This window comes from Paenarthrobacter sp. TYUT067 (assembly GCF_023656375.1).
Taxonomy (GTDB): Bacteria; Actinomycetota; Actinomycetes; order Actinomycetales; family Micrococcaceae; genus Arthrobacter.
Genome location: NZ_JAMOIT010000003.1, coordinates 188,135 through 208,150, shown reverse-complemented (window position 1 = coordinate 208,150; position 20,016 = coordinate 188,135). Strand labels below are relative to the sequence as shown.

Annotated in this window: 21 protein-coding genes; 8 read left to right on the top strand and 13 right to left on the bottom strand. The window is 63.2% G+C overall.

Going from position 1 to position 20,016, the window contains the following annotated elements:
• Window positions 1-6 precede the first annotated feature (6 nt).
• From MOD31_RS03915 to MOD31_RS03900, 4 genes are all read right to left on the bottom strand, one after another.
• The gene (locus tag MOD31_RS03915; protein WP_250819900.1) at window positions 7-489 is read right to left on the bottom strand and encodes a nucleoside deaminase; all 483 of its coding nucleotides are present in this window, start codon (window positions 487-489) and stop codon (window positions 7-9) included.
• An 87-nt stretch (window positions 490-576) separates the two neighbouring features.
• Complete coding sequence (gene rbfA / locus MOD31_RS03910) at window positions 577-1,080, bottom strand: 30S ribosome-binding factor RbfA (protein WP_024820333.1); 504 nt, start codon at window positions 1,078-1,080, stop codon at window positions 577-579.
• 77 nt (window positions 1,081-1,157) lie between these two features.
• The gene (infB, locus tag MOD31_RS03905; RefSeq protein ID WP_166842829.1) at window positions 1,158-4,043 is read right to left on the bottom strand and encodes a translation initiation factor IF-2; all 2,886 of its coding nucleotides are present in this window, start codon (window positions 4,041-4,043) and stop codon (window positions 1,158-1,160) included.
• A gap of 152 nt (window positions 4,044-4,195) precedes the next feature.
• Complete coding sequence (locus MOD31_RS03900; RefSeq protein ID WP_308196351.1) at window positions 4,196-4,450, bottom strand: YlxR family protein; 255 nt, start codon at window positions 4,448-4,450, stop codon at window positions 4,196-4,198.
• Between MOD31_RS03900 and MOD31_RS03895 the strand changes: the two genes are divergently transcribed.
• Window positions 4,439-4,633, top strand: coding sequence for a hypothetical protein (locus MOD31_RS03895; RefSeq protein ID WP_243753398.1), 195 nt, complete (start codon window positions 4,439-4,441; stop codon window positions 4,631-4,633). The genes MOD31_RS03900 and MOD31_RS03895 overlap by 12 nt on opposite strands.
• A gap of 100 nt (window positions 4,634-4,733) precedes the next feature.
• Here the strand turns inward: MOD31_RS03895 and nusA are convergent, their stop codons facing one another.
• Both nusA and rimP read right to left on the bottom strand, forming a co-directional pair.
• A complete protein-coding gene (gene nusA, locus MOD31_RS03890) occupies window positions 4,734-5,714 on the bottom strand; it encodes a transcription termination factor NusA (RefSeq protein WP_142939661.1) in 981 nt (326 codons plus the stop codon).
• A complete protein-coding gene (gene rimP, locus MOD31_RS03885; protein WP_166842831.1) occupies window positions 5,714-6,325 on the bottom strand; it encodes a ribosome maturation factor RimP in 612 nt (203 codons plus the stop codon). Before rimP ends, nusA begins: the two co-directional genes overlap by 1 nt.
• Window positions 6,326-6,493: 168 nt before the next feature.
• Between rimP and MOD31_RS03880 the strand changes: the two genes are divergently transcribed.
• From MOD31_RS03880 to MOD31_RS03865, 4 genes are read left to right on the top strand one after another with little or no spacing between them, the layout of a single operon-like run.
• Window positions 6,494-7,525, top strand: a complete 1,032-nt coding sequence (locus tag MOD31_RS03880; RefSeq protein ID WP_250819899.1) for a DUF4439 domain-containing protein — start codon at window positions 6,494-6,496, stop codon at window positions 7,523-7,525.
• A 51-nt stretch (window positions 7,526-7,576) separates the two neighbouring features.
• Window positions 7,577-8,305 carry a VIT family protein gene (locus MOD31_RS03875; protein WP_250819898.1) on the top strand — a complete coding sequence of 243 codons (729 nt, stop codon included), beginning with the start codon at window positions 7,577-7,579 and terminating at the stop codon, window positions 8,303-8,305.
• Between the two features lie 34 nt (window positions 8,306-8,339).
• A complete protein-coding gene (locus MOD31_RS03870; protein WP_250819897.1) occupies window positions 8,340-9,362 on the top strand; it encodes an aminoglycoside phosphotransferase family protein in 1,023 nt (340 codons plus the stop codon).
• A 4-nt stretch (window positions 9,363-9,366) separates the two neighbouring features.
• The gene (locus MOD31_RS03865; RefSeq protein WP_250819896.1) at window positions 9,367-10,143 is read left to right on the top strand and encodes an aspartate dehydrogenase domain-containing protein; all 777 of its coding nucleotides are present in this window, start codon (window positions 9,367-9,369) and stop codon (window positions 10,141-10,143) included.
• 17 nt (window positions 10,144-10,160) lie between these two features.
• Here MOD31_RS03865 and MOD31_RS03860 read toward each other — a convergent pair whose 3' ends face one another.
• Window positions 10,161-10,958: a TSUP family transporter gene (locus MOD31_RS03860; protein ID WP_250819895.1), complete on the bottom strand. Its 798-nt coding sequence runs from the start codon at window positions 10,956-10,958 to the stop codon at window positions 10,161-10,163.
• Entirely contained in the window at window positions 10,955-12,766 is a 1,812-nt protein-coding gene (locus tag MOD31_RS03855) for a proline--tRNA ligase (protein WP_250819894.1), read from the bottom strand. The genes MOD31_RS03860 and MOD31_RS03855 overlap by 4 nt, the downstream gene beginning before the upstream one ends.
• 507 nt (window positions 12,767-13,273) lie before the next feature.
• Here MOD31_RS03855 and MOD31_RS03850 point away from each other — a divergent pair.
• The 3 genes from MOD31_RS03850 to MOD31_RS03840 are packed head-to-tail and all read left to right on the top strand — an operon-like array spanning window position 13,274 to window position 15,392.
• Window positions 13,274-14,023 (top strand): ABC transporter ATP-binding protein, encoded by a 750-nt coding sequence (locus tag MOD31_RS03850; RefSeq protein ID WP_142939668.1) that lies wholly within the window; start codon window positions 13,274-13,276, stop codon window positions 14,021-14,023.
• A gap of 8 nt (window positions 14,024-14,031) precedes the next feature.
• Entirely contained in the window at window positions 14,032-14,775 is a 744-nt protein-coding gene (locus MOD31_RS03845; RefSeq protein ID WP_250819893.1) for an ABC transporter permease, read from the top strand.
• Complete coding sequence (locus MOD31_RS03840) at window positions 14,772-15,392, top strand: TetR/AcrR family transcriptional regulator (protein ID WP_166842839.1); 621 nt, start codon at window positions 14,772-14,774, stop codon at window positions 15,390-15,392. The genes MOD31_RS03845 and MOD31_RS03840 overlap by 4 nt, the downstream gene beginning before the upstream one ends.
• Window positions 15,393-15,416: 24 nt before the next feature.
• On the opposite strand, the gene MOD31_RS03835 is transcribed toward MOD31_RS03840, so the two are convergent.
• The 5 genes from MOD31_RS03835 to MOD31_RS03815 form a co-directional block, all read right to left on the bottom strand.
• Window positions 15,417-16,148 (bottom strand): hypothetical protein, encoded by a 732-nt coding sequence (locus tag MOD31_RS03835; protein WP_250819892.1) that lies wholly within the window; start codon window positions 16,146-16,148, stop codon window positions 15,417-15,419.
• A 78-nt stretch (window positions 16,149-16,226) separates the two neighbouring features.
• Window positions 16,227-17,105 (bottom strand): GNAT family N-acetyltransferase, encoded by an 879-nt coding sequence (locus MOD31_RS03830; protein ID WP_142939696.1) that lies wholly within the window; start codon window positions 17,103-17,105, stop codon window positions 16,227-16,229.
• Window positions 17,068-18,234: a flavodoxin-dependent (E)-4-hydroxy-3-methylbut-2-enyl-diphosphate synthase gene (ispG, locus tag MOD31_RS03825; protein WP_011774258.1), complete on the bottom strand. Its 1,167-nt coding sequence runs from the start codon at window positions 18,232-18,234 to the stop codon at window positions 17,068-17,070. Before ispG ends, MOD31_RS03830 begins: the two co-directional genes overlap by 38 nt.
• Window positions 18,235-18,282: 48 nt before the next feature.
• Window positions 18,283-18,576 (bottom strand): YciI family protein, encoded by a 294-nt coding sequence (locus MOD31_RS03820; protein ID WP_142939672.1) that lies wholly within the window; start codon window positions 18,574-18,576, stop codon window positions 18,283-18,285.
• An 85-nt stretch (window positions 18,577-18,661) separates the two neighbouring features.
• Window positions 18,662-19,993, bottom strand: coding sequence for an RIP metalloprotease (locus tag MOD31_RS03815; RefSeq protein WP_250819891.1), 1,332 nt, complete (start codon window positions 19,991-19,993; stop codon window positions 18,662-18,664).
• Between the last annotated feature and the right edge of the window lie 23 nt (window positions 19,994-20,016).

Below are 20,016 nucleotides of genomic sequence, written 5' to 3'. Positions count from 1 at the left end.
GGGTCGTCAGTAGGCGGTGCGGCGCGCGTGGTTCCGCCAAGCATCAAACGGCTCATCGGAGGTGTTCAATTCGGCATGCTCCACCGGCAGCAGCTCCGGCCGGGTGCCGGCAAAGTACTCATAGAACACGGCGTCGTCGAAGCCGGCCCTGGCCGCACCGTGCCGATCGGCCGCGAAATACACACGCCCGATCCTGGCCCAGAGCGTGGCGGACAAGCAGAGCGGGCATGGCTCGCAGCTTGTGTAGAGAACGGAACCCTTCAGGTCGAAGCTCTTGGTTGCTGCTGCGGCGCGCCGTATGGCCACCACTTCGGCATGTGCCGTGGGATCGTGGTCCAGCGTTACCCGGTTCACTCCCTCATGGACAGTTCCGTCCGGGGTGACCACAACGGCACCGAAAGGGCCGCCGCCGTCGGAAACGTTACGCACGGCCAGCTGGATGGCCAGGTTCAGGTATTCATCACGTTGCTGGGGACTGTGCGCCGACATGCTCTGATCCTAACGAGTTTTTGTACAGCAAATGCCCCTAAGAAGGCTTCTTAAGGGCATTAGCTGTACAAAAACTCGAAGAGTGGTCTAGCGGTTGGAGTCTTCGTCGAGCTCGTTGTCGCCGGAGAGGTCAGTGTCCTCTTCGTCGAAGTCGTCCTCGTCGATGTCCTCCGGAGCATCGCCCTTGTAGGGGTCTGCTTCGCCCGCGTGCTTGGCGCTGGCAGCCAACGCGGCCACCTCAGCGTCGCGACGCTTGGCTTCACGGAGCAGCTCCTCAAGATTGGAGGCATTGACCGGAATCTGGTCAGCCACGAACTCAAGGGTGGGAGTCAGGCGAACAGTGATGTTGCGGCCGACTTCCTGCCGCAGCACACCCTTGGCCTTCTCCAATGCCCTGGCGGCATCTGCCTGGGCTACATCGTCACCGAAAACGGTGTAGTAGATGGTGGCGTGCTGAAGGTCGTTGGTGACGCGGGCGTCGGTGACCGTGATGGACTCGACGCGCGGATCCTTGACCCGGCGTCCGAGGGCCTCAGCAACAACCACCTTTATCCGCTGTGCCAGCTTGGCAGCGCGTGCGGGATCAGCCATGACTTCCTCCTGGAAAGTAGAAAAGGGAACGGAACGGGTCCGCCGGGGTTACCCGACGGACCCGTCCCATACGGAACCTAGTTACGCGGCTTTTCGCGCATTTCGAAGGTCTCGATGATGTCGCCTTCAGTGATGTCATTGAAGGAGCCAAGACCGATACCACACTCGAAGTCGGTACGGACTTCGGTGGCGTCATCCTTGAAGCGCTTGAGCGTCTCAACGGTGAGGTTGTCACCGATGACCTTGCCGTCGCGGCTGACACGTGCCTTGGAGTTACGGCGGATGATGCCAGTGCGGACGATCGAACCGGCGATGTTTCCGAACTTGGAAGAACGGAAGACTTCGCGAACCTCGGCGGTACCGAGCTGGACCTCTTCGTATTCCGGCTTGAGCATGCCCTTGAGAGCCATCTCGATGTCATCGATTGCTGCGTAGATGACCGAGTAGAAGCGCATGTCCACGCCTTCACGATCGGCCAGTTCAGCAACACGCTCGGCCGGCTTGACGTTGAAGCCAATGATGATGGCGTTGTCAACCGTGGCCAGGTTGACGTCGTTCTGCGTGATGGCACCCACACCGCGGTGGATGACACGAAGCTGAACGTCGTCGTCTCCAACGTCGATCTTGAGCAAGGCGTCTTCGAGGGCTTCAACGGCACCGGACACGTCACCCTTGAGAATGAGGTTAAGGGTGTCGATCTTGCCTTCGGCAACGGCCTGGTCAAAGTCTTCCAGGCTGATGCGCTTGCGGCGCTTGGCCAGTGCGGCGTTGCGGTCGGCAGCTTCACGCTTCTCAGCGATCTGGCGGGCCGTACGCTCGTCAGGTGTCACCAGGAAGGTGTCACCTGCACGCGGCACGTTGGACAGACCGAGGACCTGAACCGGGCGGGACGGCAGTGCGACATCGAGTGCCTCGCCGTTCTCGTCGAACATGGCGCGGACGCGGCCGTGAGCCGTACCGGCAACGATCGTGTCGCCCACTGCCAAGGTACCGGACTGAACCAGGACGGTGGCAACAGCACCGCGGCCCTTGTCCAGGTTCGCTTCGATGGCAATGCCTCGAGCGTCCTTGTCCGGGTTGGCGCGCAGGTCCAGGGCAGCGTCGGCCGTCAGCAGGACGGCGTCGATCAGTTCGTCGATGTTCAGGTTCTGGCGGGCAGAGACCTCAACGAACATGGTGTCGCCACCATATTCTTCCGGAACCAGGCCGTACTCGGTCAGCTGGCCCTTGACCTTGTCAGGGTTGGCGCCTTCCTTGTCGATCTTGTTCACTGCGACGACGATCGGCACGTTGGCTGCCTGGGCGTGGTTGAGTGCTTCCACCGTCTGCGGCATAACGCCGTCGTCGGCTGCAACAACCAGGATGGCGATGTCAGTGACCTTGGCACCACGTGCACGCATGGCCGTGAAGGCCTCGTGACCGGGGGTGTCAATGAAGGTGATGTCGCGGGCCGTGCCCTCGTGGACGTGGCTGATCTGGTAAGCACCGATGTGCTGAGTGATTCCACCGTGCTCGCCGGCCACAACGTTCGAGTTGCGGATGGCGTCCAACAGGCGGGTCTTACCGTGGTCAACGTGGCCCATGACGGTAACAACCGGTGCGCGGGCCTCGAGAACGTCGTCACCTTCGGCGTCGAGTTCGTCCTGGATGTTGATGTCGAACTGATCCAGCAGCTCGCGCTCTTCATCCTCAGGGGAAACAACCTGGAGCTTGTAGCCAAGTTCGGCGCCAAGCAGGCCAAAGGTGTCTTCGTCGAGGGACTGCGTCGCCGTTGCCATTTCACCGAGGTGGAACAGCACGGTCACCAGCGACGCGGGGTTTGCATCGATCTTCTCGGCAAAGTCCGTGATGGACGAGCCACGACGCAGGCGGATGATGGTCTCGCCATCACCGCGGGGTACCGATACGCCGCCAAGCGACGGAGCACTCATCTGCTCCAGTTCCTGGCGCTTTGCACGCTTGGACTTGCGCTGCTTGCCACGACCGGCGCCGCCCTTGCCGAACGCGCCCTGGGTGCCACCGCGACCGCGGCCACCCTTGCCGAAGCCACCGCCGGCGGGAGCTCCGCCACCGGTACCTGCACCAGGTGCGCCACCGGGACGGCCGGGTCCGCCACCGGGACGGCCTGCGCCACCCGGACGGCCTGCGCCACCGGGAGCCGGACGCTCAGTGCGGTTGGGCATCATGCCCGGAGTAGGACGGTTTCCTGCACCGGGACCGCCAGCGGGACGCGGAGCGCCCGGACGGGGTGCACCGGGACGCGGAGCGCCCGGACGGGGACCACCGGTACCTGCTGCGGGACGGGGTCCACCCGTACCAGCTGCGGGACGGGGACCGCCGGGGCGTTCGCCGTCGTTACGGCGTTCGCCTCGGGGCATGCCCTGGGACGGTGCGAACGGGTTGTTGCCCGGACGCGGCGGACGGTCTCCGTCGCCACCACGGCCGCGGGGCATGCCCTGGGACGTAGCGAACGGGTTGTTGCCCGGACGGGGACCGCCGGGACGCGGAGCCTGGCCACCTTGACGTGCCGGAGCCGGAGTCTCTGCCTTGGGGGCAGGACGGGCGCCAGGCTTGGCCGAAACCGGAGTGGACGCAGCAGGAGCTGCAGGTGCTGCCGGGGCAGGTGCTGACGGTGTTGCAGGAGCTGCCGGTGCAGCAGCCGCAGGGGCTGCCGGAGCGGGGGCTGCAGGTGCCGGGGCCGGAGCCTTCGGAGCTGCAGGACCCGGTGCCGGAGCGGCCGGACGGGATGCTGCTGGGCGGTTTGCCGCCGGAGCTGCTGCGGGAGCGGCGGCCTTGGCAGCGCCGGCACCTGGGTATGCGTCGCGAAGCTTCTTCACGACGGGGGCCTCAATTGTTGACGAGGCGGAGCGAACGAATTCGCCCAATTCCTGCAGTTTGGTTACTGCATCTTTGGAAGTAATACCGAGCTCTTTGGCGAGCTCATGTACGCGGACCTTGGCCACATTTCTCCTGTCTCGGTCCGCACCGAGCCAGGCACGAACCGTCTACTTCTTACTGCGGGCCTTCGCCGCTTGCGCGATTGAAAGGCCCATTGCAGAGCGCAACAAAGTTGTCATCGTTACGCACTCATCGCTGGGAACTCATCGGGTTTCCATCAGTTTTCTGACCCGCTTTCAGGTTTGGACGGTTTTCCTGCGGCGGCCTGGGCCTCCACAAGGGGCGCACCGGACATCAGGTATCGTTCCACGGCGCTTGCATCGGAAGCACCCGCAAGGGCCCTTCCGAAAGCTCGCCGCTTGATTGCCAATGTCAAGCACTTTTCGCTGGGGTGAAGCCATGCACCCCTGCCAGCCATCCGGCGTCGAACGTCGACCAGGACTGCGGAAGAACCGCTGCCTTGGGCGACCAGCCGGACAAGCTCGGACCGGGAGCCTTGCTTCCGGCATCCGATGCACGTGCGAACAGGCCCATGGCCATGTTCAAGCAGTTCAGCCACGACGTGTCCAACCTGCCTTACGCTACTGGCACCCGACGGGCCCCGGTCCTGCGCATGCAGCTGAGGCACGCCAAAGCGCGTGGATACCGGACGTAAGCCCGGTTCCATCTAGTCTAGCCCCCCTGCCCCGGTCTCCCGAAACCAAGGATGCCGCCAGCGCGGCGCTAAACCGGCGGCACAACCGCCGGTTCAAGAGCTAGTCAGCCTTAGCGGGAGCGGCATCGGAGATGATATCGATGCGCCAGCCAGTCAGCTTGGCTGCGAGCCGCGCGTTCTGGCCCTCTTTGCCGATCGCCAGGGAAAGCTGGTAGTCGGGCACTACTACGCGGGCCGAGCGGGTTGCTTCGTCCGTGATAGTGACGGAATTCACCCGCGACGGCGACAAGGAGTTGGCAATGAAGGTTGCGGGGTCGTCGCTGAAGTCAACGATGTCGATCTTTTCGTCGTTGAGTTCGGTCATGACTGCCCGGACGCGGGAACCCATTTCGCCGATGCATGCACCCTTGGCGTTGATGCCGGCAGTGTTGGCCTTGACCGCGATCTTGGTACGGTGGCCGGCTTCACGGGCCAGTGCGACGATCTCCACAGAGTGATCCGCAATTTCCGGAACTTCCATTTCGAACAACTTGCGGACCAGCCCGGGGTGCGAACGGGACAAAGTGATGGACGGACCCTTGGCGCCGCGGTGGACGTCCACCACAAAAGCACGCAAGCGGCTTCCGTGGAGGTACTTCTCACCGGGGACTTGCTCGGGCGGGGGCAGCAATGCTTCCACGGATCCGAGGTTGACCTGAATCATGTGCGGGTTGTTGCCCTGCTGGATCATGCCGGCCACAAGTTCGCCTTCACGGCCTTTGAACTCGCCCAGCACGTTGTCGTCTTCCACGTCGCGAAGACGCTGCAGAATGATCTGGCGGGCCGTGCTGGCGGCGATGCGGCCAAAACCGGCAGGGGTGTCTTCGAACTCGCCGATGGGCTCACCGTCGTCGTCGATTTCCGTAGCCCAAATGGTCACGTGACCGCTCTTGCGGTCCAACTCGGCACGGGCCTTTTCGAAGGCGCCGGGCGTCTTGTGGTACGCCACCAGCAGCGCTTGTTCGATGGTGGGAATCAGGAGATCCAGCGGGATTTCACGCTCACGCTCCAGGAGTCTCAGTGCGCTCATGTCAATATCCATTAGGCCTCCTCGGAAGGTCCGTTGTGCTCGTCTTCCAGCGCAGCCTCGTGGAGGTGGCTGAATTCAATCTCGACTTTTCCTTGGCGGATCCTGTCGAAAGGAATAGTGATGGGTTCGCCCTGCTTGGGCTTCATGCCCTTCTTGACCTCATGCTCGGGGATGAGCGTCACAGCATCTTCCCCCACGGAGGTAATGCGGCCCAGAAGGTTCTCTCCCTGAATGACGTTGACCCTGACCATACGGCCGCGGGCGCGGTGCCAGTGACGCGGTTCGGTCAAAGGACGGCTTACTCCAGGGGATGAAACCTCAAGGTCGTAGGGACGGCCGTCGTCATGGGGATCGTTGTCCAGAATATCGGACAGTCCGCGTGAGACCTCTGCGATGGCGTCAAGGCTGACGCCTCCGGTCTCTTCCTGAGGAAGGTCCACCACGACGTGGACCGTGCGGTGTGAACCGGCAACGTGGATGGAAACATCCTCGAGGTAGAGCCTGTTGGCAAGGACAGCCGGTTCAAGCAGCGCCCTAAGCCTGCTCTCTTCCGGGTTGTGGATGGTGGCCGTTGAGTTCGATTCAGAACGGTCTGTTGAAGTCGTGGCTTCCGAGTCACTCACGTTGCCCGCCGCCTCCCGATAGATGTTGTTGTGACTACTAGCCTAACGATTTTCCCGGGAACATGGTGCACGGACTTCCTCATCCACGTGACACCATGGTCTGTTGTGAACGGGGAAACAAGCGAAAAACGACGAACACCACCTTGGGGCCGGGTTTTACTGGTTGCCGTGGTGGCACTGCTTGTTGCAGGCACCGGAATGGTCCTTCTTCCGCGTGATTCCGGCACTCCCCCGGCTGTCTCGTTCACCGAAACAGCACGTTTGACGGCGTTGGAGGACACGCTGCTGCTGCGGGAATCGGCCACGACGCTGGCGGAGTCCGCGGCTCCCGAGGCCGGAAAGCCCATGTCCGGCAGCGCTGTGACTTTGCTGACAACCCACGCTCAGGCCTTATTTGACCCTCGCGGAACGACATCGAGTGCCACCCTGTCAGGGGCAGCCCCCTCGCCCCTTCAGTCCTCGGCTGCAGCGGAACAAAGCAGCCGTGCGTCCTTCCTGGCCGGGCTGGCCGGCGGCGGCTGGAAGCGCTTGGACGACGCGCGCAAGGCCGACGGCGGGATCGCCCGGCTGCTCGCCGCCGTCGGAACCGCGCAGGTGCTGCAGGCCGAAAAGTTGGCTGCCGAATGGCAGTTGCCCCTGCCGGAGCAGACACGGGCGTCGGAGACCAAGGCCCCCACGGCGACACCTTTGGCTGCCTCATGCCCCTCAGCAAACCCCACCCCGGAGCCGATGTCCGCGACCACCGACACAGCCCTGGCTGCGGTTGTTCGCTCACAGCAGGAGGCGATCTACGTATACCAAGTGGCCTTGAAGAGGCTGGACGAGACGAAGTCGGCGGCCGCTGCCAAGCACTTGCAAGTTCACCAAGCGCTCCTCCGGGAGGCTGAAGCAGTCACCAGCGCCAACTGCGCGGATGCACCCACGGGCGAGGCGGGCTACCGGCTGCCGGATACTTTCACTCAGGATCCCGCTACATTCCTTGGCTCGGTAGAGCTTGCCTCGCTGCCTCGATTCGGTGACCTTGCTGCCCTGTCCACGGGCGAGACCCGCACATGGGCCCTGGACAGCCTGGTGGCAGCCGCCCGCATGAGCCTCGCTTGGGGCGCGCAGCTGCCTGCGCTGCCGGGACTCATGCTCGACGCCGGCGAACTGCCTTCGTTGCCTACGCCCACTAGCACGCCAGCTTCCCAGGGCGGATAGGCGAGCCTAGCCATGCTGGTCAGGAAAGCCTGCCGGTGCTTGGCTTGATGCATGGCTTCCACAGAAACTGCCACCACGCACGAGAATGAACCACACCGGGACGATCTGGCACATCGGCTGAACTGGCTGCGGGCGGGCGTCCTGGGCGCCAACGACGGCATCGTGTCCGTCGCGGCAATCGTGGTGGGCGTTGCCGGTGCCACCACCAACACCGGCCTGATTCTCTCCGCGGGTGCCGCTGGCCTGGTGGGTGGCGCCATCTCCATGGCTTTGGGCGAGTACGTGTCTGTCAGCAGCCAAAGTGACACCCAGAAAGCCCTCATTGAAAAAGAAAAACGTGAGCTGGCGGAGCAGCCGGAAGATGAGCTCAACGAGTTGGCCGCGATCTACGAGTCCAAAGGGCTCAGTGCAGAGACCGCCCGGACCGTTGCACAGGAGCTGACCGAGCACGACGCCTTGGCCGCACACCTCTCGGCCGAGCTCAATATCCATGAAGATGACATCGTCAGCCCTTGGAACGCAGCCTTTGCTTCGGCCGTAGCGTTCACTTTGGGAGCGATTCTTCCCATGCTGGCCATCTTGCTGCCGCCACCCGGGATGCGGGTTCCCCTAACGTTCGTCGCAGTCCTGCTTGCCTTGGCGATCACTGGCGCGGTTGGTGCGTGGCTCGGCGGTGCTTCCCGCGTCCGTGCAGCGGTCCGGGTGGTGCTGGGCGGGGCCCTCGCGCTGGCTGCCACGTTCTCCATCGGTACCCTGTTGGGGGCCAGCGGCGTTTTCTAAGGGACGCGTGGCAGTGCGGAGTTAGGCTGTTGCCGTGAACCTTCACGCGATGATTCCCATACCGGGCGACCTCCACGCCCGGTACAACCGCGACTCCGCGGGCAGGGATTGGCTCGCAAGCCTCCCGGGGCTCATCTCCGAGGCATTGGACCGTTGGGGGCTCTCAGTGGATTTGGTATCAGGCGATGAGCCTTGGAATGGCCACGGAGCCTTGGTGGTGCCAGTCCTTCAGGGCTCCACCCCCGCAGCGCTGAAGATCGCTTATCCCCACGAAGAAGCACTGGTGGAGCGCTATGCACTGGCCCTGTGGAACGGCCGGGGCGCTGTCCGCCTCCTGGCCTCGGACGATGCAAGTTGCACCATGCTGCTCGAACGCCTGGACGCCTCCCGCTGGCTCCAGGACGCCCCTCTGGACGAAGCCAGGGACGCATGGGGGGCCATTATGCGCGAGCTCTCGATCCAACCGGACGAAAGGGTGGAGTGGCGCTTTTTGGACCACGTCGCCGCCACCGCTGAGCGATGGAGCGATGAATTGCCTGCCGAATGGGACCGCCTGGACCGTCCCTTCCCTCGATGGTTGCTGGAAGCGGCACTGGAGGTCTGCCAGACGCGCGGGGCCGTAGGGCGCCGCTCAGGCAAGGATGTCCTGGTGCACACTGACCTGCATTTCATGAATATTCTTGCCACTACCAGCGCCGAAAAGCTGTCCCTGCGCGGCGACTATCTGGCTATTGATCCGCAACCACAGATTGGGGAGGCCGAGTTCGCCGTCGCCCCGATCCTGTGGAACCGCATCCGCGATCTTCCCCGGACGGATCCGGAGGCCGGGCTGCTGGAGCGGTGCCAGGACTTCAGCCGTGCCGCTGGATTGGATCCTGACGTTGCACGGCAATGGAGCATAGCCCGTGAGGTGCAGAACGCTTTATGGTATGCAGCAAAACCGCGGCACTCCGGTGATCTTGCCCGTTCCCTGTGGGTCGCAAGCACCCTGGCCGGCAACAGGCTCGACGCCCTTCCCCGGGCACACGATCTCCCCGACCCCGGCGAAGCAGCCTGACACCGTGGTCCTGAAAGTTGCTCTCATTGGTTCGGGCGCCATTGGATCGCGGGTGGCGGAACTGCTCGACGCCGGGACCGCCCCAGGCATCGACCTCGCCGGTGTTGTTCCCCACGGGAAACCCAGGACAGGTTTCAGCTTCGAAGAAGCCATGGACGTAGCTGACGTGGTGGTGGAGTGCGCCGGTGTCGCAGCAGTCGCCGAGTTCGGTCCCCGGAGTATTTCGGCCGGGAAGGACTTTCTGGTCACGTCGATCGGAGCCTTATGTGAGGCCTCGCTGAGGAAAACACTGCTCGACGACGGTCCAGGCCGAACGTTCCTGACAACCGGTGCGCTAGGCGGCCTGGACGCGATCACAGCGGCCTCCGCGGGCGGAACCATTTATCGCATCACCGTGGAATCGCGAAAACTTCCTGCTGCTTTGATCCAGCCATGGATGGACGGGGAAACGAAAGAATCACTCCTGGAAGCCACCGGGCCGGTTGAACTCCTGAGGGGCGGACCGGCCGAGCTGATCAAGGCCTTCCCCAAGTCAACCAACGTGGTGTCCGCGTTGGCGCTGGCAGCCGGTGACTGGGATGTGGTGGAAGCTGTGTTGATTGCTGACCCCGCAGCCAAGCAGACAACCCACCATGTCCTGGCCGAGACGAGCCTGGGGCTCTTCGACTCACGTGTCACCAACCAGGCTTCCCTCGGCAACCCGGCGTCGAGCGCTTTGGTGCCGCACGCCGTCGTCCGCGGTTTGAGGACGCTTGCCAACGCCAACGGCAGTTTTATCTGACTTAGGCCGCGCCGGCCCTACCCTGCGAAGTTCTCGTTCCAGACGTCCATGCCAAGTTTGATGATCAGCGCAGCCACCACGATCAGGAAGACAAGGCGCACAAACTTACTTCCCTTGGCCACAGCGGTCCTGGCACCGAGGTAGCCGCCTGCCATATTGGCCAGGCCAAGGATGAGGCCTACGCCCCACAGCAGGGAGCCGTGGGGGAGGAAGAAAATCAGCGCGCCGGCATTGGTGGCCATGTTGACGATCTTCGCTTTGGCGCTGGCTTCCAGGAACGCATAACCCATGGCCGAAACGAGCGCTATGACCAGGAACGAGCCCGTACCCGGACCGATCAGGCCGTCGTAAAAGCCGATCACGGCACCGATCAGGCACGCCACGACGTAATGCTTATGGCCGTCGTGGCGCAGGGCGGTCAGTTCACCGGCGCTGGGACGCAGGGCTGTGAAGATGGCGACTGCGATCAGCGCCAGCACGATGATGGGCTTGAAAACGCTGGCAGGCAGCGATGCAGCGAGAATGGCCCCGCCGAAACTCCCTGCCAGCGCGATCACCGCCATGGGAATTGCGGTCTTCAGATCCGGCCCAACGCGGCGGTAATACGTGACCGCGCTGGTGGTGGTCCCGAAAATGGACCCCATTTTGTTCGTCGCCAAAGCCTGGACGGGCGTGATACCTGGAACCAGCAGCAGGGCGGGGAGCTGGATCAGTCCCCCGCCCCCGACTACGGCGTCCACCCAACCTGCTGCGAATCCAGCCACCACAATCAGGATGAGGGTGGTGAGCTGGATCGATTCGAAGCCGGAAATCACCGGGTTCGTACAGCGTTGACCACGTAGTCCACGGCCTTGTCCACCGCGATATTCTCGGCTTCGCCACTGCGGCGGTCCTTGATCTCAACCACACCGTCCACGAGCCCTCGGCCAACGGCCAGGATGGTGGGGACGCCCACCAGTTCGGCGTCGCCGAACTTCACACCGGGCGAAACCTTGGGACGGTCATCGAAAATGACGTCCAGGCCTGCAGATTCGAGTTCAAGGGAAAGCTTTTCTGCTGCTTCGAAGATCTCATCGCCGCGACCGACAGCCACGACGTGAACATCGGCCGGAGCCACCGAGCGCGGCCACACGAGACCACGGTCGTCATGGTTGGCTTCAGCCAACGCTGCGACGGCACGCGTTACGCCAACGCCGTAGGAGCCCATGGTGACAACCTGCTGCTTGCCGTTCTGGTCCAGGACCTTCAGGTCCAAGGCCTCAGCGTACTTGCGGCCGAGCTGGAAGATGTGGCCCATTTCGATGCCCCGCGCAGTTTCCAGCGGTCCTGAACCGTCCGGGGCGGGGTCGCCCGCACGGACATCGGTGCTTTCGATAACGCCGTCCCACGCGAAATCACGACCCGCTACCAGCCCAAAGACGTGCTTGCCATCAGCGTTGGCACCGGTAACCCAGCTGGTGCCGGAGACGACGCGGGGATCCACAAGGAAGAGAACCTTGGAGGATCCTTCCAGGCCCAGAACGGGCTCGTCGAGGGACAGGCCGGGTCCGATGTAACCCTTGACCAGCCACGGCAGCTTCTTGAGGTCCTCTTCGTTGGCGGCCTCGAGGCCGATTTCACCGGCGATGGGCAGGTGGGAGCCAATGTTGGCTTCCACGCGCTTGAGGTCCACTCCGCGGTCTCCTGGAACGCCGATCACCACGATCTGGCGCTCCCCAGTGGGCAGCGTGACGGCGAGGACAACATTCTTGAGCGTGTCAGCGGCAGTCCATGCGCCGCCGTCGGACTTGCTGCGCGGAGCCAGCTGGTTGGCGGCCTCCACCAGAGTCTCGATGGTGGGAGTGTTCGGCGTGTCCAGGACCTGTGCGGCCGGAGCGTTGCTGAAGTCGACCTCGTCCGGGACAACCGTGGTTACGGCTTCGACGTTGGCGTAGTAGCCGCCGGCCGAGCGCACGAACGTGTCCTCGCCGATCTCGGTGGGGAACAGGAATTCCTCACTCTTGGAACCACCCATGGCGCCCGCCGTGGCTGCTACGGGAATGACTTCCAAGCCGAGGCGCTCAAAGATCTTCAGGTAGGCCGCGCGGTGTGCGGCGTAGCTGGCATCCAGGCCGGCGTCATCGATGTCGAAGGAGTAGGAGTCCTTCATGATGAACTCGCGCCCACGGAGGAGGCCCGCCCTGGGACGTGCTTCATCACGGTACTTGTTCTGGATCTGGTACAGGCTCAACGGCAGGTCCTTGTATGAGGAGTACAGGTCCTTGACCAGGAGCGTGAACATTTCCTCATGCGTGGGGGCCAGAAGGTAGTCCGCCCCCTTACGGTCCTGGAGGCGGAACAGGCCGTCGCCATATTCGGTCCAGCGGTTGGTGGCCTCGTAGGGTTCGCGGGGTAGCAGAGCCGGGAAGTGGACTTCCTGTGCTCCGATCGCGGACATTTCCTGGCGGATGATGTCCTCCACCTTGCGCAGGACGCTCAGCCCCAGCGGCAACCACGTGTAGATACCGGGCGCGGCGCGGCGGATGTAGCCGGCGCGGACCAGGAGCTTGTGGCTGGCGACCTCGGCGTCGACGGGATCTTCACGCAGGGTGCGCAGGAACAGCTGGGAAAGGCGAAGGACCACGGGTACGTATCCGTTTCTATGGCAGATGTGGCAAAAACAACTGTCTACTAATCTACCGGCTGACTGCGCGGCCACTTGAACAGGCCCGGATTGGCGTCCGGTCCGCTGGCACACAGAAGAGCCACGCCGTCGCGTGTGGAAGCCCCTGGCCGCAACCGGCTGGTCATCCTGCGATGGCGTGGCTCAGCGGCCGGCCGGCCGCAGACTCTGTCCTGAGACTAGATCGCCGTCCCCTCCAGCGGAACGGGATCAGCTGCGGCTGGGAAGCATTGGTCACTGCCGAGCTCACGGATGGCTTGGCCGCCGATGGCGCCCGTCAAGGTCTTGATCATGATTCCCCCTGTACCACCCGCACCCCAACGACACCGCTTGGGAAAAACCTATGTGATCGTAGACACATTTTCAAGGCGGGCCACAGCGCCACGCAGTGCCCTTGACCGCCCTGCCCACCGGTTCTACGTTTAATTCATCATCCGATGAATTAAGTGTGCCCAATCGGAGGCTCGCATGACACCCCTTACAGCAGCCATAAAGGCAACGGGGCTTCATATAAACCGCGCTCGCAGCAAGATCATCAAGGGCCTGGACTTTACCGTTGACGCCGGCCGGATCACAGGACTCCTGGGCCCTTCCGGCAGCGGCAAGACAACACTCATGCGGACGATCGTCGGAGTCCAGCGAATCACCCGGGGAACCGTCACCGTCCTCGGCAGGCCCGCAGGCAGCGCATCGCTCAGGCACGACGTCGGATACGTCACCCAGGGTGCCAGCGTCTACCCGGACCTCAGCGTGCACGCGAACGTGCGCTACTTTGGCGCCATGCACGGCGCTACCGCCGCGGACACCGCGGAGGCAATTGCCGCCGTCGGGCTCGAACCACTTGCCCGCCACAAGGCAGCTGACCTGTCCGGCGGGCAATTCAGCCGGGTCTCCCTGGCATGCGCCTTGGTGGCCCACCCGAAACTGTTGGTTCTGGATGAGCCCACTGTCGGGCTCGACCCTGTACTGAGGGCCGAGCTATGGGAGCGCTTTGCGGCCATGGCGGCTGCCGGAACAACCCTGCTGGTCTCCAGTCACGTGATGGAGGAAGCCTCCCACTGCTCCTCGCTTCTGCTCCTGCGTGATGGCCTCCTCCTGGCCCAGCTAACTCCCGCCGAACTGGCCGAACGTGGACAGAGCGAAGATCTGGAGCGGGCGTTCCTCACCATCATCAGAGCCGCTGACCGCGACCGGCAAGAACGTCAGGTGTCGTCATGAATGTCCGCATGACCCTTGCCACCACCGTCCGGGTCCTGGGGCAGTTGCGGCACGATCACCGGAGCGTTGCACTGATCCTCGTGGTCCCTGCACTACTGCTGACCGCCGTCTATTTCCTCTTCGAAAACGAAACGCTCCCCCCGGGGTTCCCCCGAACCTTTGACCGCGTCGGCCTGATGATGTTGGCCATCTTCCCCTTTGTGGTCATGTTCCTGGTCACATCGATCACCATGCTTAGGGAACGCACCTCCGGGACTCTGGAGCGCCTCCTGACCACCCCCATCCACAAGGCCGACCTACTCTTCGGTTATGGTCTGGCCTTCTCCATCATGGCGGCCCTGCAGTCCCTGGTGGCGACAGCTGTGGCCTACTGGGTTTTTGACCTCGATATCAAGGGAAGCCCCGGCCTGGTGGTGATGATTGCCGTCATCAACGCCGTCCTGGGCGTCGCCCTCGGACTCCTGTGTTCTGCCTTTGCCCGCACCGAGTTCCAAGCCGTGCAGTTCATGCCGGTGGTGGTGGTCCCGCAGATCCTGTTGTGCGGCCTGTTCGTGGCGCGGGAGGACATGAACGAGGTCCTCGAAGCAATATCCGGTGTTCTGCCGCTCACCTTCTCCGTGGATGCGTTGAAGGAGGTTGCGGGGCATGCGGACGCAACAGCCACCATGTGGCAAGACGCCCTGATCATGGGCGGGATTGTTCTGGGAGTTCTGGTCCTGGCATCACTGACCCTCCGACGACAAACCCGATGAGCGTCCCCCAGGCGCGCAGGGGCCGCCGCAGCTCAGGAGACCATTCACGCGAAGCCATCCTCACCGCCGCACGGAGACTGTTTGCCGAGCAAGGCTTCGAAGGGACAAGCCTGCGGCAAGTAGCCCGCGAGTCATCCGTGGATCCGGCCATGGTGCACCACTTCTTCGGGGGCAAGGATGAGCTCTTTGCCGCCAGCGTGGAATTGCCCGCCGACCCCGCGGAGGTTCTTGCCGGCGTCGAAACCCTGGACCCTGCAGTGAGGGCGGAGGCGATTGTCCGGGCTGTACTGCGGTTGTGGGAAAGCCCCGCTCAGCACGGATTGGTGGCCTACGTCCGGGGAACCCTGGGCTCCAAGTCCAAGACGGCGCTCATGCGCGAGATGGTCAACCGGGTCATCTTGTCCCGGGTGGTTGCAGGCTTGCCGGGCACGCCGGAAGAACGGCGCCTCCGAAGCAACCTGGTGGCCAGCCAGGTCATCGGCCTGGTACTGGTCCGCTACGTCATCAAACTTGAGCCGCTGGCCGGCGCAGCGCAGGAGGACGTCATAAAGATGGTGGCCCCCACCATCCAGCGCTACCTTACGGGAGAGCTGGACGGCCCGGGAGCCACCACCTGACGATGTCCTTGGCGCCTGTGAGGGCTACTTGACCAGTGCCGCGGCCTGGTCCATCAGGGTGCCGGCCTCAGCTGCCCCGTCTGTGCCGCCGTTCTGGCCCGATGCCGTAGCGGAAATCAGCACGCCGCCCTTGACGGCGAAAGCCATCACGGTGGACTGCGCCTGGCCACCGGGGAGGGTCATGGTGGTTTTAAGTCCCACAGTGCCGGGGACCGAACCAACCCCATCAAGCTTCTCGGTTTTCATGCTCAAGGCTGTGCCGCCCATGGTCATCTTCATGGAGGAGCACGTGGTGATCTGGGACTCACTCCCCTCGAGGCTCTTCTGCAGGGTTTCCGCCGGAACGCCGGACACCAACGCTACGCTGGAGACGCTTCCGGTTGCGGTATCAACCTTCGCCCCGGTGGCGCCGGTGGAGCCTTCAATGGACTGCGAGGCGCCGGACATGGCCAGATCCTTGCACTCGGCCGGTTCGATGTTCATGGAACCCATGAGTTCCTTGAGCGGATTCGCTTGGGCAGCGAGGTCGTCAATGGCGGTAACAGTCAGTTCCGAGCCATCAGCTGGCTTGATCTGCTTGACCAGGTCTGTAAGTTCAGCCGAGGTGTACTGCTTTGCCGCAGTGGGCGTAGGAGTCGAGGTTTCATTTGCCGGTGCGGGACCGGCATCCGTGGAGGAGCCGGAGCCACCGCAAGCGGCAAGACCCATGACCAGCAGCCCCGACACGGCGAAACCGCGCAGCGTATTCTTGTTCATTCGTTTCCCCAATGGAGTCAAGTGTTCCGGTGCTGGCGGTCGCCAACATGGACAAGAATACTGGATTCCCCATCGATTTTAGAAAAGCACGGTGGCGAAGGTCCCCACTTGTTCGAAGCCCACCCGCTCGTAGGTGGCCCGGGCTTTGGTGTTGTAGTCATTGACGTAGAGGCTCGTCACGGGCGCGAAGGTTCTGGAGAGATTTACGACGGCGGCCATGTAGCCCCCGCTGTGGCCGCGGCCCCGCAGCTCGGGATTCATCCATACGCCTTGGACCTGAGTGACCTCCCGCGTGACCGCCCCCAGCTCGGCTTTGAAGACCACAGTGCCGTTGGCATCAATGTGGACCAGCGAGTGGCCCTCCCGAATGAGTCCAGCAACGCGCCTGCTGTAGAACTCCTGCCCTCCGAGGAAGGGGGAGTAACCCACTTCTTCTTCGAACATGGCCGCGCACGCCGGCAGGATGCGATCAAAGTCCGCCATGGTGCCGAAGGCCAGGGCCGGGTTGGCGACGATAACGGGAGGACCTGAGATGGTGAGCAATGGTTGCTGGGCGCGTACCTCGTGGGCACTATGCCCCAGTTGCTCGAACCGTGCATAGAGGGCCATCACGGTTTCGGCCGGACCGAAAATGGACGCGTAACGGCGCCCCGTTTCGTGGGCAGCCGTGGCCACATACCCTGCAAGGCCGGGATCAAGCTGCACAGGGACAAGATTGGCGCCGGCCCAACACGCACCGAGGAGCGTTTGGCCTTCAAAAACTCCGAAAATGCTGGCACCGCCGCTGGTGGGCGCCGCTGAACCGGTACTTTCCAAGTGCGCGAGGATAAATACGTTGGCCACCGCATCCTCGCTTGCAAGCGCGCGAAGGGCCAGGGTGTCGGCACTGCCGAGCACCCTGACTCCCAAGCCGTTCTCGTTACGAGACGCTAACCACGGGGCTACCCTTGACAGCATCTTCGCCATCGGCCTCCCCCATCTCTTCGGCGATGCGCATGGCCTCTTCGATCAGTGTCTCAACAATTTCGCTCTCAGGCACAGTCTTAATGACTTCGCCCTTCACGAAAATCTGGCCCTTGCCGTTTCCGGAGGCCACACCGAGGTCCGCTTCACGGGCTTCGCCGGGTCCATTGACGACGCAACCCATCACGGCAACGCGCAGCGGAATCTCCATGCCTTCCAACCCTGCGGTCACCTGTTCGGCCAGCGTGTACACATCCACCTGGGCGCGGCCACAGGACGGGCAGGAGACGATCTCGAGCTTGCGCGGGCGCAGGTTCAGGGATTGCAGGATCTGGTTGCCCACCTTGATTTCCTCCACCGGCGGAGCCGAGAGGGAAACACGGATGGTGTCGCCAATGCCGCGCGACAGGAGCGCACCGAAGGCCGTGGCCGACTTGATGGTGCCCTGGAATGCCGGACCGGCCTCGGTCACACCGAGGTGCAGGGGCCAGTCGCCCTTCTCCGCGAGCATCTCATACGCGGCCACCATGATCACGGGGTCGTTGTGCTTGACGGAAATCTTGAAGTCGTGGAAACCGTGCTCCTCGAAGAGGGAAGCTTCCCACACAGCGGACTCAACCAAAGCCTCCGGGGTGGCCTTGCCGTACTTCTTCATGATGCCGGGTTCGAGGGAGCCTGCGTTGACGCCGATCCGGATGGATGTTCCATGGTCACGGGCCGCAGCAGCGATCTCTTTGACCTGGTCATCGAACTTGCGGATGTTGCCCGGGTTGACCCGGACTGCAGCGCAGCCGGCCTCGATTGCGGCAAAGACATACTTCGGCTGGAAGTGGATGTCCGCGATCACGGGAATCTGGGACTTACGGGCGATGATGGGCAACGCCTCCGCGTCGTCGGCAGAAGGGCAGGCAACGCGTACGATGTCGCATCCGGAAGCCGTCAGTTCAGCGATCTGCTGGAGGGTGGCGTTGATATCCGTGGTGGGGGTAGTTGTCATGGACTGAACGCTGATGGGCGAGTCAGATCCGACGCCAACGGACCCTACCTTGATCTGCCGAGTCTTCCGGCGGGGGGCAAGGACGGGGGGTGGGGCTGCTGGCATTCCCAGGCTGACCGAGGTCACGTGGACTCCTTGGGTTGGGGTGAATCGTTGTGGTGGAGGACGTCCGGGCTAGGACGCGTGGGCAGCCAGGACACCGATGATTGGCGCCCATTCCGTGGTGCGGATGCCGGCGATGACGCCGGCTTCAGCGAACGGATCCTGCTTGAGGAGGTCATTGAGTTCGGCTTCGTCGGCCGACTTGAAGATCAGCAGGGCGCCGGCGCCGTCACCATAGGGGCCACTGGCAAGAAGTTTGCCTTGCTCGGCCAGTTCCCCGAGCCAAGCACGGTGTGCTGGGCGGGCTTCGTCGCGGAGGGCGCCTGAATCGGCGACGTATACGTACTCAACAGCGAAAACAGTCATGGAGCTAGCCTATCCCGCCGGTTGCGCAGAATATGTTCACAGCTTTGCCTGCATTGTTCACGGCTCTCTCCGCATTGTTCGCAGCTCAGCCGAAAATGTTCACGGGCTTAACGATGTCGGCATAGATCAAGAGCGCCCCCATGGCCATGAGCAACGCCGCCACCACGTAGGTCACCGGCAGGAGTTTCGCGATGTCGAAGGCTCCCGGATCCGGTTTGCCACGCAGTTTGGCCAGTTGGCGGCGCGCGCCTTCGTACAAGGCGCCAGCGACATGGCCGCCGTCGAGCGGCAGGAGCGGGATGAGGTTGAAGATGGCCAACGCGAAGTTGAGTCCTGCGAGCAACCCGATCAGGGTGCCGATCCGTGCCTGCATGGGTACTTGTTCCATGGCCGCTACCTCGCCGGCAACCCTGCCGACGCCCACCACGCTGATAGGCCCGTTGGGGTCACGGGGTTCTTCGCTGAAGGCTGCTTTCGCCACCCCCACCACCCTGGCCGGCAGGTTGAAGATCACACCGGAAATCTGTTTGATGTTCTCCCCTGCCATGGGCAGAACGGCCGACGCCGGTTGGGGAACCAAAGCGCTTTGGGCCCCTATGCCCAGGAAGCCGACTTCCTGGTACTGCAAAACTCCGTTGGCGTCCTGTGCCTGCCGCCCATCGGGGCCCACCACGGGCCTGGACGAGAGAACAGGGGTCACCGTGGTCTCCACTGACGCCCCATTGCGCGTCACAATGACAGGAACTTCCTTGCCGGCGGAGGCCCGGATCCAGCTGGTGAGCTCGTCCCAGCTGGTGACGGATTTTCCGTCGAAGGAAGTGATGGTGTCATTTGGCTGCAGGCCCGCGGCTGCGGCCGGGGTCAGTTTGCAATCCGCCGAATCGGGGTCCACGGTCTCCCCCGCGGCAACCTGGCATTTGGAAACGTCAGCGATGGTGGTGGTTGCCTGGGCTGTTCCGAAGCCCATGAGCAGGACTGCCAGAAGTATCAAGCCGATCAGCATGTTCATGGCCGGTCCGCCGAGCATGACGATGATCTTTTTCCAGACGGGGAGCTTGTAGAAGACGCGCTTCTCGTCCCCGGGACCCACTTCCTCGTGCGCCATTGAACGCACCTCGGTGGCGAGGGTCTGGAACATGCCAGTACTGGAGGGGCGAACGGCGCCGTCTTCCTTGTTCGGCGGGTACATGCCGATCATGGACACATAGCCACCCAGCGGAAGCGCCTTGAAGCCGTACTCTGTTTCGCCTTTTTTCCTGGACCACAGCGTTGGTCCAAAACCGATCATGTACTTGGTGACGCGCACTTTGAAGAGCTTTGCGGGCACCAGGTGGCCTACCTCGTGCAGCGCGATGGAAACGGCCACGCCGATGGCGACGAAGACGACTCCGAGGATGAAGAGAAGGACAGGACTCATGCCGGTGGGACTGCTTCCGTAAG

What these genes read in the sequence shown, in the direction of transcription:
- MOD31_RS03915 (WP_250819900.1), bottom strand. Translation starts at nt 489, where the DNA reads ATGTCGGCGCACAGTCCCCAGCAACGTGATGAATACCTGAACCTGGCC.
- rbfA (WP_024820333.1), bottom strand. Translation starts at nt 1,080, where the DNA reads ATGGCTGATCCCGCACGCGCTGCCAAGCTGGCACAGCGGATAAAGGTG.
- nusA (WP_142939661.1), bottom strand. Translation starts at nt 5,714, where the DNA reads ATGGATATTGACATGAGCGCACTGAGACTCCTGGAGCGTGAGCGTGAA.
- MOD31_RS03875 (WP_250819898.1), top strand. Translation starts at nt 7,577, where the DNA reads ATGGCTTCCACAGAAACTGCCACCACGCACGAGAATGAACCACACCGG.
- MOD31_RS03850 (WP_142939668.1), top strand. Translation starts at nt 13,274, where the DNA reads ATGACACCCCTTACAGCAGCCATAAAGGCAACGGGGCTTCATATAAAC.
- MOD31_RS03845 (WP_250819893.1), top strand. Translation starts at nt 14,032, where the DNA reads ATGACCCTTGCCACCACCGTCCGGGTCCTGGGGCAGTTGCGGCACGAT.
- MOD31_RS03840 (WP_166842839.1), top strand. Translation starts at nt 14,772, where the DNA reads ATGAGCGTCCCCCAGGCGCGCAGGGGCCGCCGCAGCTCAGGAGACCAT.
- MOD31_RS03835 (WP_250819892.1), bottom strand. Translation starts at nt 16,148, where the DNA reads ATGAACAAGAATACGCTGCGCGGTTTCGCCGTGTCGGGGCTGCTGGTC.
- MOD31_RS03830 (WP_142939696.1), bottom strand. Translation starts at nt 17,105, where the DNA reads ATGCTGTCAAGGGTAGCCCCGTGGTTAGCGTCTCGTAACGAGAACGGC.
- MOD31_RS03820 (WP_142939672.1), bottom strand. Translation starts at nt 18,576, where the DNA reads ATGACTGTTTTCGCTGTTGAGTACGTATACGTCGCCGATTCAGGCGCC.
- MOD31_RS03815 (WP_250819891.1), bottom strand. Translation starts at nt 19,993, where the DNA reads ATGAGTCCTGTCCTTCTCTTCATCCTCGGAGTCGTCTTCGTCGCCATC.